Genomic DNA, 13,336 nt, shown 5'->3' with positions numbered 1-13,336 from the left:
GTATAAATGTAGTGCTAATAAGGAATTTATTGCTATAATTTAAAAGATAGACTTCTAGTCATATATTTGCATTATTTTAATTTTTTAGATAAGGTATTAAAAGATTAAATATGCGTATAAGTATACAAACACATAATATGCTGTTATAATAAGTGTGTTTCGAGAGAATAGGGGATCCTAAAAAATGGCAAGACAAAAAAATATGCAAAGACGTAGAACAATTTTAAAAAATACATTCTTGCTTTTACGCGAAGATGGAATGGACAATGTCTCATTGCAAATGATTGCTGATAAGTCAGGAATCTCAAAATCATTGTTACAGTCTTACTATCCGCATAAAAACAAGCTTATTATAGAGATTGTGTCTAATTTCATGACAACAATTTTGAAAGCTTTATCGCAAGATGAGCTCAAGAATACTAGCGAGTATGCTCGAATGAAAGTATTCATTTATTTGATCCTTGAAATGGGAATTATGGATGACGGGATTTCGAGAGTATTGGAAAGTATTCTTAAAGACAATGCTTCTTTAGAAAAATGGGGTCAATTGTTAGATGATTGGCTCAAGACAGAAGGCGTAAAAGATGAACTCGGCAGCAACCGCCAAGTACAAACTGGTTTGACCTATATTATTGCTGGCGGAGGCAGTTTATATCTTAAACGTTACGATTTGGGCTTAGGTGCAGAGCAAATTTCTGATATAATGGTTAAAACCTTTATGTCAACATTTTTAGATCAACCAACTACCAAAGTTGAAACAGCTTTGCAAGAAGGCCATAAGGTTATTGAGAACTTTAGAATGGAAAAAATCTTTGATCTAGTTGAAACAATGTTTGACGAAAAGGAGCAAAGAAAGGATCAATAAAATATGGTGGAAGGCTCCCGCAGCGAATTACGACGCCTTGACCAAGCCCAAACTACCCATTATAAACGTTCTTTAACTTTTATAATTTTTACGATTATAACTTTGACGTTCAGTTTATTCACTTTTATGAATCCTGGCTTTATGAAAAATCAAATTGCTAAGGAAAGTAATAGTGTTGTAGCTGAACGTTTTGTTAACCAACGTTTTGATAATTTTGCAGAAACTATTGGGGCTGAGCGTCAGGGGAATGTAAGTAATTTATTGACTGTTACTCAAACTCAACCAATTGCTGATGCAATGATTGACTATACTCTTGGAATCCATTGGTTTAGAGCAGAGAATGCTAGTTTAGCTAAGCAAATCAGAAAAGTGATTTTAACAAAAATTGATGATAATTCTTCAACAGAAGCTAAGTCTGTTCAAAATAAATTAAAAAAATATAATCAAAGTGGCATCTATTCGGTGATTACTGGATTTGAGTTAGCCCAGACAACTTTAGCTGCAAATGTTGAAACTTTATTTTTAGTAATAAATATCGTAGTAATTGTCATGTGCTTATTAGCTGGCTATTCGATTTTACGTGAGATGCATGATTTGCTGCCTACTAAACGGCTGATTCATTTAGTGACATCAGCAGGAATGTGGACTGGTGGATTATTAATTGTTATTTTTGCACTCTTTGCGCTAGTTCCACTAATTTTCAATGTTGAAGGACTGATTTTAAATATCGGTTATTTCCTAGAAATTGCTAGTGGAATCTTTTTGGAACTTGTAATTATTGGGGCCGGAGTATTTATAATTAGTACAATCGTTTGGCAGCTTACTTCTAATGAATAACAAATTAAATAGTGCACAAAAAGAGCCCTTTGTTCGAAAACTAGGGCTTTTTTTGTAGAAATGGCACCGGATTGGATAATCTTAATTGTATTCAAGTAAGTATAAAGTAGTTAGGGTATAAAATAATTGTAAAAACACACAAAATCAAGGGTTTGTGTGCTCGTATCCTTTACCATTTCTCTGTACATATTTTTGCAGTCTTGCCTATCAAAATCAAGCAAAAAATTACAAATATTCCATAATAATATAATTGTTTATTAGATCACAATGTGCGTATGGAATTAGTACTTATGAATTGTTCTTTTACTAATTTGTTGGTGAATCCACTTGTTTGGTCCTAAGTAATACCAACGATCTTTACCGATGGTAATAGTCTGACCGTATGCGTAACTTTGTCCTTTGGCTACCTTAGAAATAGCTGGCTTTTGCAATCTACGGTAGGGGCTAGAATAAATATTGGTGTCAACTGAAGTTTCACTGACGTCAATTACACCAGCATTTAATTCGGGATTTTCGACTACATAAAAGGTCTTAAACCATTGATCTGGACCTAAATTATAATAAGAATGTCCATCTTGATATGAACGACCGAATAATAATGGATTTGATGCGCGGTTAGCTTTAAGCGAATCACGTAATTTTTCAGCTTGTAAAAGAAGGGCTGATTTTATTTTGACGTCTTTGGTTTCATCGCTTGCCTGTGAATTGGTAGTAGTGGCGATATCAGTACTGCTAGTTACTTTGTGCGTCGCAGGAGTAGTGTGCTTTTTTTCTGTTTGAAGTGCTACTTGATTTGACGCTATTTCGTTAAATAATTTAAAGGTGTAATTAGTGATACCCGAAATATCAACCATGTATTGGTGACCAGAAACTAAATTCAAGTTAGCTGGTGAGTAAGTGATTACACTGGCAAAATTACCATATCCTTTACCCGAATAGTTACGAACGTTAGTCGCATTTACTTTTTGTCCAGTATCTAAATCAGTGATCGTAATTTGTGGGGTAGAGGTGATTATTTGATCTGATAGATAAATTGACCAAGCTACATTTCCGCCTTGTAATAATTCAATTGGGAAAACACCGCTACTTGGATAAGTTACACTAGCTTTGCTTGCCGCTTTAAAGCTATCACTTGGATAAGCTACTTGTTGAACAGAATAGCGATAGCCATTAGCACCGTATGCAGCACCGATACCAGTGGTAGTTAGACGGGTAGATAATAGCCAAGCACGGTGACCAGTATCTGTACCATCTAAGTTATAGCGGTCTGTCAACAAGTCTGTGATTACATCACCTGCTGATTGATTAGAGACGTTGAAGTTTAAGTTGGCACTGGCTGATACATTCTTGGCAATTGTCCAATACATATCACTAATGAAGTTTGGTCGACTTTCGCTAGGCAATCCATGCTGGTTAACGAAAGGATTAGCCTTAATTGCAGCCATCACACTAGCTGTTATTTGAGCATTATCATTATCTGTAGCGTTAGCACTGATCGACATCAAACCAAATAGGCGGCGATAGTAATTGATGTATGCGAGCTGACTATTAATATAGTTGTCACTTAATTTCCCAACTGAGAATGGATCAGTCAAATGAGGTGCTACACTATATAAGTTGGCCTGACTATAGGCTAATTTAGGCAGGGCCGCATATTCATTTTGAATTTGCTTGACTTGACTAATTTCTGCACTAGTAAAAGTAGCAGCCTTAATCTGGCTAGCTGTAAAACTTAAAGGCATTATCAGCGTTAAACTTGCAACGAGTGTATTAATTTGTCGGTGAAAACGCATGGAATTCCCTCCCTTTTCATTGTTTCTATTATAGCCAAACTTAGACAGAAATTTTAGAGATATTACTTAGTTTTTTACAAAAATTTTACAAAATTTGCCCCATAGTATCTGGCTTTGTTTATAATAAAGATTCGAGGACTAAAAGGAGATAAAATTATGACAAAGAAAATTAGCGTGGGTTTGATTTTTGGTGGAAATTCATCAGAATATGAAGTTTCAATTATGTCAGCTCACAACATTTATAACGCAATTGATACTAATAAATTTGATGTTTATCCAATGTGGATTACTAATGATGGCTATTTGGCAAGTGACGAGGACTCTCGCAAGGTTTTAAACAACCCTAAGTTAACTGTAACCAATCCACATAAAGTCGCTAATATCTCTAATATTATCGAATTAAAGGACCGCCCAGAAATTGATGTCTTCTTCCCAATTGTTCATGGTAATTTAGGTGAAGATGGATGTTTGCAAGGACTATTTAGAATCTTAGACAAACCATTTGTTGGTGATGACGTTTTAGCTGCCGCAGTTACTATGGATAAAGAAATGACCAAGATCTTAGCTCAAAGAGCAGGAGTCTTAGTTGCTGATTGGATCTCAATTAAACGTTTTGAATATGACGATAAGAACAATGACAAGCTTAACTATGATTATGTTGCTAAAAAATTAGGGACTGATTTATTTGTTAAGCCTTCAAATCAAGGTTCTTCTGTAGGTGTTAGCCACGTAACTAATGCAGATGAATATAAAAAAGCCCTAAAAGAAGCCTTCAAGTATGATGACAAAGTTTTAGTTGAAGAAACAGTTCACGGCTCTGAAGTTGAAACTGCAGTGTTAGGTAATGATAAGCCAATCGTAGCAGGCGTAGGACAAATTACTAATGCAAAAGGCTCATTCTATACTTATGAAAACAAATATGCAGCTGATTCAACTTCCACACTTCAAATTCCTGCAGACTTACCAGAAGGTATTGTTGAGAAGGTTCGCTCAAATGCCTTAAAAGTTTACCAAGCAACTGAATGCTCTGGTTTAGCTAGAATTGACTCAATGCTTAGAGATGAAGATCAAGAAGTTGTATTAACTGAAGTTAATGCGTTGCCAGGATTTACTAATATCAGTATGTATCCTAAGTTGTTTGAAGAAGTTGGTATTCCTTATACTGATTTGATTACTAAGTTAATTGAGTTCGGTATGGAGCGTTATGATCATAAAAAGACATTGCTTCATAAACACGATTAAGCTGTTAGGAGTATAGAAGATGGCGGAACACGATTTTGAAGAATTGGCTTCAAGCACTCAAGCTGCCGAAAAGTTGGATATTAGTGTTGCTACTTTAAGAAAATATTCCTCAATCGTTGAAAAAGTTACAGCTAATAAAAATTATTATCAGCGCAATAAGCAAAAAGCGCGGCTTTATTCCGATAAGGATATTAAAGACCTTAGGGATTTTCGGAGTATCTTTAAAAAAGAAAATTTAACTTTGACGCAAGCGGCACAAAGAATCTTTGCGATTAGCGATCAAAAAGAAGATAAGTTAATTGAACCTGATAAACTAGAAAAAGACGAAGCAGTAATTAATGCATCCCAGGTAGTTAACTTACTCAACATGTTGCAACACACAATTGCTAGTCAAAATCAAGCAATTGCTCAGCTTCAAGAACAAATTACCCGCATTGAAGCTCAAAATAAAAAGTTGATTGATAATGCTCATCAATTAAATGAACCTAAAGATAAAAAAGTTGATGCCAAAATTGAAGCGATGCCAGATATTTCTGGTGTTGTAGATACATCTGATGAAGTCGTTATGACTAAAGAGCAGAAAAAAGAAAAGTTAGCTCAAGAAATTGCAGCCGACAAAAAGAAGTCTAGTCACCAGATGCATCAGGAAATTTTGAGTAAGGCTCGAAAAAATCAAGAAAAAAAGGCACAACAAAATATTCACCGTACTTTAGCTGATATGCAGATACCAACTAAGAAAAAACATTGGTGGGATAGATTTCTTAATAAATAAAAGACAATCCAGAGACGGATTGTCTTTTTTAGTCGTCGTTTTCTTCAGGTTCAATGATTAGTGATTCGGCTAGAAGTACATCGTTGTACAGCGATAAGATGTATCTACGATAGTGTGCTTCTTTTTGACCAATCATTTCTAAGTATTCACGTTCTATCGCAAAAGCTCGATAGAATGCTTGTCGATATAAATACTGCTCTTGTGAAGAAAATTCAGGATAATTAATAGTTTTAAGAAGCGTGCGAAGAGATTCTCTTAGTGGGATGGCTTGCTTTTGCATTAAAAGCATATAGATTACATATTTTTTAACGCGCTTTGGTAAGTACATGTGGTGAATTTCTTTGATGGCAGATTTGACCATTTCACCTCGAATCCGCTCAATTGTTTGCAGAGCATCTTGGTTAGTAATTTGATGGGGTAAAATGAATTGAAAAATAATTGTTGGTACAATCATACTGAGTAAAATTAATACCGCTTCTGACATGATAATTAAATTGTAGTTGTCATTCCCTAAAAAAGTACCTGATAAAGTCAAGGCTAGTGACAAAGTAACGGCGCCATGTACCCCGCCTAAAGCAAAAACAATCGCTTCATGACGATCATATCTTAGAGCAATCAAACTATAAAGAAAACGCACGATAACATTGGCAAGATAGATTGTGATGCCGACTAAAATCCACTGCCATGCAAAGTGATTTCCCAATCGGTTACGAGAAATTCTCACCATCAAAATACCTAAAATTACAAAGACCATACTGTTAAAAACTTCAGAAATTAATGATTGTAGATCTTTTCCCATGTGAATTTGGCGAGAATTAAGCAGAATGCTTTGTTGAGATTCTGCATTGTGTAAGAGTCCAGCAACAACGACGGCGATAATCCCGGATAGATTTAGTTCTTCAGCTAAAGCGTAAATTACTAAGGGAGTTAGGATATAAAGTAAATTTTGGGCATTTAGAGAATTGAAACTTGAGCGCATTAAAAGCTGGCGAAAAGTAATAATTCCCCAACCTAAAAGTAAGCCTAAAACCGCTCCACCAATTGAAGAATAAATGAAGTCACCAATAGTTTGACCGTAATTTATATAGCCATTAGTAAACCATAAAATGGCCATATTTAATAAGATAATACCCGAAGCGTCGTTAAATAAAGATTCGGCTTTTAGTGAAGCATTAACACGTCTAGGAATTTTTAGACCAGATGTTACTGCACTTGTTGCTGTAGCATCAGTGGGAGTACTGATACTTGCGATGATAAAAGCAACCGGTAAACTGACTTGTCCTACCCAACTGGCACCAAAGCCGGCCGCAAGTAAAACTAAGATAATCATCACTACGGTAATACTGATGATTTTTTTAAGATTGCTACGAACATTATGAAAAGGGGTTTTTTGACCTTCAAAAAAGAGCAAAGGAGCTACAATCAGTTCCATGAATATTTCAGAATCAAAGGCTGCCACTTGCTTATTCAAAAACGGAATCAAAGCGATAATCACGCCGACAGCCATACTGACGTAGTTAACAGAAATCCGATTTAAGGCTTGGGCAATGATGATGCTTAAAGCTGAAGCAATTGCTAGGGTGAAAGTTGAGATCATTAATTCCATAAAAACATCCCTATACTTAAGTTAAATTTAATATTTTGATGCTACTATAGTAACATATACTTTTTAAAAGAAGGGCCTAGACAGTGCATTTAAAAAATAAAACTATTGCTAGCTTAATAGTTTTGGCAATAGGAATCATCTTGTCTATTTGGGTATATTTTTCAACATCTTTTTCTCCTAATCCGATAGGACAAGTTCAAGATAGCCACATAAAAGATGTATTAGTGAACAAGACCCAAGATAGTTATGAAAATAAAGACGAAGTGCGTGAGCAAACACTGCATATCAAGATTTTATCGGGTAAGCATAAATCAAAAATATACGTAGTGAAAAATTCATATTCTCCATCGCAAGCAATGACTCAGAAATACTATCCTCACCAAAGATTGATTGTGACTTTTATTAAAAATAAGCCCAAGATTATGAGTCCAAAAAGAGATTGGGTGGTTGTTTTTAGTATTGCACTTGTTTTAAGCTTATTGATTTATATCAGCGGTAAACATTCAATTCTGTTAACTTTTTCAATGATATTGAATTCTTTGATCTTTTACTTTGTAATTCGGCTCGATATCGCTGAAAATGGTACTCAAATATTCGCTATTTATGGAGCTGCAGTCGTTTTATTTACAATAATTTCACTTATAATTGTCCAAGGTCTTAATAAAAAGATGCTCATCACGGCGTTAGCAACGCTAGTCGGCGTCTTTGTCTCATTTGGTATTTGTTACTTAATCATGCGTCTAACTCATGAAAGTGGCATTAAATATGAAGCCGTCGATTACGCCACGCAAGATCCACGGTCACTGTTTTTAGCTCAGACTTTATTGGGTGTCTTAGGAGCAGTTATGGACGAAGCAACTGATATTGTTTCAAGTCTGTATGCTTTATGCCATCACCGCAAGGATTTGACTTTTAAAGAACTTTTTCTAAGTGGTCGCACTTTAGGGCAAGAAATTATGGGGCCCTTGATTAATGTGTTAGTTTTGATCTTTATGGCTGAAGCATTACCGATGACAATTTTATATTTAAGAGATAACAATACTTTGGTTTATACTTTCCAATTTGCACTATCTTTAGGAGTGATTCAAAGCTTGATTTCAGCAGTTGGGATTGTCTTAACCGTGATTTTTGCGACTTTAGCAAGTAGTGTCTTTTTAGAAAAATTTAGCTTAAAGAAAGTGGGGCAATAAGATGAATACATTGACAGCGCTGCTTCTTTTATTGCTAGTTTTGATGATAATAGTTGGTGGCAAAACTGGGCTAAAGTCTTATCTGAGTGTGGTTATTAATGCTTGCCTGGTCATTTTGGTTGCCTTATTAATTTCTTGGGGAGTAAATATTATTGGCGTAGCTTTAGTGTTTATTCCATTGAAGTTACTGACAATTATTTATTTAGGAACTCATGATTATACGGTGGCGAAGAACTCGTTTCTGACAGCTCTTGTGGTGAGCTTAATTGTGATTTGTCTAATTGTTGCCATTCAATTTTTTGCTCAAACAGGCGGCTTTGGCGATCAGGCTGGAGAAGAACTAGTGGGATTATCATTAGCTGCGGGGATTAGCTTTCCTCAGATTGCAATCGTTGTTGCGATTTTTTCAACGCTTGGGGCAATTGCTGAAGCTAGTGTGGCAATGACAGCAGGACTACTTGAATTAAAGCATCATGATCCTTTGATTACCAAAAAGCAGCTTGAAAAAAATGCTCTTCAGATGGGGAGCGATATTTTAGGAACAGCTATGAACACGATCTTATTTGGGTTTTTTGGGAGCTTTTTACCACTATTTATTTGGTATATGAGGTTACATTATTCACTTTTTGAAGTATTAAATGATAAACTCTTCGTAGGGGAATGTTTGATCATTATGTACTCCTTTATCGGTGTATTATTAACAATTCCACTTACTACGATTTTTTTGACTCGTAGCTTGGCTCATGATCAACCTAAAAAATAAATACATACATTAAAGAATTAGGGAGTTGAGAGAATGGATGTACGTCATTTAACTTTAAAAAATTTCAATAATCGAGAATTCAAATTAACTTATTATGGTTTGCAAGATAATCCTAATTTAGTAATGCAAAAGCGACCACTAATGTTAGTTTTCCCAGGTGGCAGTTTTGATCATTTAGCTTTACGCGAAGGTGAACCAGTTGCTTTATCTTATGCAAGCCGCGGTTTTGATACGGCAGTAGTTAGCTATAACTTAACTACTGATCCAGGTAAAATTTATCCAGACGCTGCTCTGTCTGGCTTGACTGCTTTGAAGTATTTTAGAGATAACAGTGAGCGTTTAGGGATTGATCCCAATAAGATTGTGACAATTGGCTTTTCTGCGGGAGGACACGTAGTCAGTGCCATGAATGTAATGGCAGAAAGTTCTAAATGGCAAAAAGAATATAACTTTACTCATGATGAAGTTACGCCAAATGCAACTATTTTAGGGTATCCTTTAATTGATATTACTAAGATTGGTTTTAGCTTAGATGAAGCCGATAAAGAAAAACTGCCAGTTGAGCCAGAATTACTTGATACGGCTAAAGGTGTTACTAAACAGACGCCACCAACTTTTATCTTTCAAACTGATGACGATCCAACTGTGCTGATTGATAATTCTTTGGAATATTTAATGGCACTTAGAAAAAACAATGTACCATTTGAAGCACATTTATTTGACCGTGGTGGTCACGGTTATTCTTTGGGCTTGCCTGATTTAGTTACTAAGAATCGTGCATGGCAATTAAATCCACACGTAGCTCACTGGTTTAACTTGAGCATTGAATGGTTAGAACATCTAAAAATTGCAGCTTAGAGTTATAACTTGAACAAAAAATGAGATAGTAGGTTTGAACTAACTTGCTATCTCATTTTGTTTTATTTTACTTTACTTAATTTTTATTAGTCTTTAGCGATAAAGAATAAAATTTCCTTAGCTGAAGCTAAATTATCACTACTTGCTAGGATCTTTAACTTGATTGACTTGGCAACCACATCGCGTAAGCCAATAACTTTATTTTTAGCATCATTAGGCCAGTTATAGCTGTCAGAATAGTCACTGTAATTTTCACCATCTTGAGAAATAGCAATTTGGGCTCTTAAGATATGGCCTTTGCGATCTCGAGATCGAGGAACATAGACCATTCTGCTTAACTTATAAGCTTGATCAAAGTTGAAAGTTAAGACAAGTTCTTTATCTTTAGAAAATTCTTCTTTAGTTAGCCACTCAGATGCCAAAGTATGATCAACCAAGTTTTGAACTGGCATTAAGGCATCACTTTTAAGCGAACTAGTTACGTGGATATTGTTGATTGCATAATCCATTTGATCGCGCTTAGTCTTAGTGCCGAAGTATTCAGACCAGTCAGATACTTTGTTACCAATTTTATTTCGAATTCTAAAGCGATAACGTGTATTCGGCGATAATTCATGGAAAGTGAAGCTATTGCTATCAATGTTTGTATGAATTAATCCATTTACTTCAATATCAGCTTTAATATTGCGACCAGCGTAAGCGTTTGGATTAGTCCAGTTAATCGTAATACTTCTTGAAGTTAAACGATCGGCTGAGATTGCCGCACTGCGTGGAGAGCTAATTGCGGAATCTGTGATTGAATGCTTAGCAATTTGATCACAATAATGATAGTTTTCAACTAAGATCTCATACTTGTTAGAATGAATTTCAGCCTTAGGTAATTTGATTTGTAAAGCTGGTTGAAGCTGACCTGTGAATTGACCGAATTGCTTAGCTGGCATGAAGTCCTGGTTAAAGAAAAATCCAGCTTCAGCTTGGTTGAATTCATCCTGACTGCCAAATTCTGCTAGCGGTGAAACTTGGTCATTGATCTTAAGCGTCAATTTGCCTGGATATTGATCAGCCATAATGTTTAAAACTGTAGCTTGTTCATTTTCGAGACCTTCAAAATTGCCAGATGTTGGTTCGACTACAATTGCCAACTTGCCGTCATCTAAGCTCGAACTGATCTTAGTAGTTGCAAACTTTCCATTTTCATATTCATTGCTTTGACCATCATCACTATATAAGATGGCACTTGTTTTTCCTTGTGGGAAAATGTCGGCTTTACGTAAGCCTTTTTCAATAATACTGCCGCTTCTTACATAGACTGGTAAGTGCCAAAGTGGATAATGCAAGCGGTCATAAACGCGGCCGCCGATTAGTTTTTGACCGGTGAAGAGGTCAATCCAGATAGTTCTATGGTCAGGTAAGTAAAGATTGTCTTTAATTGAGTTACCTTTTTGATCTTCACGACCATTGATAATTGGAGCTACTAAAATACTATCGCCAAGCATAAATTCGTGGTGAACTTGCTCAGTGTAGTTCACTTTTTCATGAGGAAAGGCTAAAAACAGTGGTCGAATAATTGGCTCACCTTTTTGAGCTTGGGCAGTAAGGTTATAAAGATAAGCAGTAAGCTGCTTTCTTAATTCTAAATAAGCACGGTTAATGCGGCTGATTTTTGAATTAAAGGCAAAAGGCGTCTTTTGAGCAGCTCCAAAGCCATCTATTGAAAATAGTAATGGTGTAAAGGACTTCCATTGAAAATCACGGACATTAACTTGAGCATTGCCGCCGCCTTCAAGACCGTCAACGCTACTGCCAAGATTTACTTGACCTGATAAAGATAATCCCAAAAAACTGGCTACTTGGCTTGCAAGTTCATCCCATTCAGCGCCAACATTGCTAATTGCAGTTGCACTCAAAGTCTGAATTGCGCTCCAGCCGTTAAAAGCAGTGGTCCATGGCCGCATATTTTCATTTTTATTAACAAGGGTATCGCTATTTGCGGCAATGTTTTTAATAATTTTGCTATTGCCGCTGTTTGCAGGATCTTTTTTATTAACTAAGAAGTTAGCTGGGGCATTTTCTGGCAGTGGTCCATAAAAGCCAAGTTTTACTTTTTGTTCATCCGCAAAGTTTGCTAAATTTTCAACGGACACCGGTGATAGAACTTTGTCACTATTAAAGTTAGGAACCATCCAGCTAAGTGGAAAATGATTTTTGTTAAAACGCTCGATCATTGCTCTAGCTGAGAATTGGTATTTTTCCTCCCCATTGAAAGAGGCCTTGGCATAAACATTATCGCTGTCGTGAGTAATCGAATAGCTATTTCCATCTTCAAATTTGATAGCACTGGAGTTTTGAGCATCAGCTTCTTGCCAAACAGTATTAGTGAAGTCAGCCATATAACCGAGTCCTAAAGCATATTTTGGCAAAAATAAGGGTTGGCCAGTTAATTTATAGTATTGGCGAATAATAGCTGCCGGTGAATCACCGATTAAATAAAAGTTGTCAAAGACGGAGCTTTCATGACTAATTATTGCAGTTGATGGATCTTTACTACCGAAGTCATAATTACCGTTTTGCCAAGTGTTACGTAATTCACCAAAACCAGCATTAGACCAAAAGAAGCTGATAGGAGAAGCAACTGCGCCTGGACCAGTTAAATTGGTATTTTTAATTTCAATTTCATGACCTTTGTGACTGAAACGGCCATTTTGCATGCCGCCACCATAGTAAAATTCATTTTTATTTTGGACTAAAATTTCACTGCTATGACCAGCTCCTAATTCAAGAGGAGCCTTTTGCATCATGCGGTAGCGATGTAAAGAATCATCAAAAATACTAAAGATTGCTGGATAACGCTGCAGACGAATTGAATATTGACCACTTTTAACTGTGAAAGTTTCGTCAGTAATCAAAAGTCGGGATTGTTCAAAGGCATCCAAGCTAAAATTAGAAAGTGGAATAGTTAATTCCGGATTAAGTGGTTCAAAGAGTCCATTTGGATCCACTACAAGTCGAAAAATACCATCAGTCACGATAAAAAGTCGTGCCTTTTCACCACTCGCAAACTCTAATTCATAAAAGCGTGTGCCTTTAGCAACCTTAATTAAACGATTTAAATGATGTGTTTGTTGAGTATTTGTATTTTCTGTCATAATAATTTCTCTATTTAATAAAACAATATAAAAACTAGTTAATTCATTTTAACTTATTTTCTTCATTATAACGAAAAAGGTGGCTTCTTGTCTTTTCAGATTTGACATTAAGCGCTTTCTCTTATATTATTTTTGTATAAAGGTCTATACCAACTAGTGTGGAAAGAAAGAAGAAACTATGACTTATTACATTCACGCAAAAAAATTTTTCTTAGAAAATAAAACTGAACTCGGTGGCTATTTGGAAGTTCAAGATAATGGTCA

Annotated in this window: 10 protein-coding genes; 7 read left to right on the top strand and 3 right to left on the bottom strand. The window is 35.7% G+C overall.

The window, feature by feature from the left end:
- The first annotated feature begins 184 nt into the window (after positions 1 to 184).
- Together Q0Y70_RS07480 and Q0Y70_RS07475 are read left to right on the top strand one after the other, a co-directional pair.
- Entirely contained in the window at positions 185 to 865 is a 681-nt protein-coding gene (locus tag Q0Y70_RS07480) for a TetR/AcrR family transcriptional regulator (protein WP_297819168.1), read from the top strand.
- Between the two features lie 3 nt (positions 866 to 868).
- Positions 869 to 1,702 (top strand): hypothetical protein, encoded by an 834-nt coding sequence (locus tag Q0Y70_RS07475; protein ID WP_297819165.1) that lies wholly within the window; start codon positions 869 to 871, stop codon positions 1,700 to 1,702.
- Between the two features lie 281 nt (positions 1,703 to 1,983).
- Here the strand turns inward: Q0Y70_RS07475 and Q0Y70_RS07470 are convergent, their stop codons facing one another.
- On the bottom strand, positions 1,984 to 3,495 hold the full coding sequence (locus Q0Y70_RS07470) for a CAP domain-containing protein (RefSeq protein WP_297819162.1): 1,512 nt from the start codon (positions 3,493 to 3,495) through the stop codon (positions 1,984 to 1,986).
- Between the two features lie 156 nt (positions 3,496 to 3,651).
- On the opposite strand from Q0Y70_RS07470, the gene Q0Y70_RS07465 reads away from it, so the two are divergent.
- Together Q0Y70_RS07465 and Q0Y70_RS07460 are read left to right on the top strand one after the other, a co-directional pair.
- Complete coding sequence (locus Q0Y70_RS07465; protein ID WP_297819159.1) at positions 3,652 to 4,737, top strand: D-alanine--D-alanine ligase family protein; 1,086 nt, start codon at positions 3,652 to 3,654, stop codon at positions 4,735 to 4,737.
- 19 nt (positions 4,738 to 4,756) lie between these two features.
- A complete protein-coding gene (locus Q0Y70_RS07460) occupies positions 4,757 to 5,509 on the top strand; it encodes a transcriptional regulator (protein WP_297819156.1) in 753 nt (250 codons plus the stop codon).
- A 28-nt stretch (positions 5,510 to 5,537) separates the two neighbouring features.
- Here the strand turns inward: Q0Y70_RS07460 and Q0Y70_RS07455 are convergent, their stop codons facing one another.
- Complete coding sequence (locus Q0Y70_RS07455; protein WP_297819153.1) at positions 5,538 to 7,115, bottom strand: sodium:proton antiporter; 1,578 nt, start codon at positions 7,113 to 7,115, stop codon at positions 5,538 to 5,540.
- Positions 7,116 to 7,198: 83 nt separating this feature from the next.
- Between Q0Y70_RS07455 and Q0Y70_RS07450 the strand changes: the two genes are divergently transcribed.
- The 3 genes from Q0Y70_RS07450 to Q0Y70_RS07440 are packed head-to-tail and all read left to right on the top strand — an operon-like array spanning position 7,199 to position 9,926.
- On the top strand, positions 7,199 to 8,305 hold the full coding sequence (locus tag Q0Y70_RS07450; RefSeq protein ID WP_297819150.1) for a YibE/F family protein: 1,107 nt from the start codon (positions 7,199 to 7,201) through the stop codon (positions 8,303 to 8,305).
- A gap of 1 nt (position 8,306) precedes the next feature.
- Positions 8,307 to 9,068 carry a YibE/F family protein gene (locus Q0Y70_RS07445; protein ID WP_297819147.1) on the top strand — a complete coding sequence of 254 codons (762 nt, stop codon included), beginning with the start codon at positions 8,307 to 8,309 and terminating at the stop codon, positions 9,066 to 9,068.
- A 33-nt stretch (positions 9,069 to 9,101) separates the two neighbouring features.
- Positions 9,102 to 9,926 carry an alpha/beta hydrolase gene (locus Q0Y70_RS07440; protein ID WP_297819144.1) on the top strand — a complete coding sequence of 275 codons (825 nt, stop codon included), beginning with the start codon at positions 9,102 to 9,104 and terminating at the stop codon, positions 9,924 to 9,926.
- Positions 9,927 to 10,012: 86 nt separating this feature from the next.
- On the opposite strand, the gene Q0Y70_RS07435 is transcribed toward Q0Y70_RS07440, so the two are convergent.
- A complete protein-coding gene (locus Q0Y70_RS07435) occupies positions 10,013 to 13,072 on the bottom strand; it encodes a DUF5110 domain-containing protein (RefSeq protein WP_297819141.1) in 3,060 nt (1,019 codons plus the stop codon).
- Positions 13,073 to 13,336 lie beyond the last annotated feature (264 nt).

Origin of the sequence: uncultured Lactobacillus sp. (genome assembly GCF_947367085.1) — a bacterium.
GTDB lineage: Bacteria > Bacillota > Bacilli > Lactobacillales > Lactobacillaceae > Lactobacillus.
This window is presented reverse-complemented; position numbering and strand designations above follow the sequence as displayed.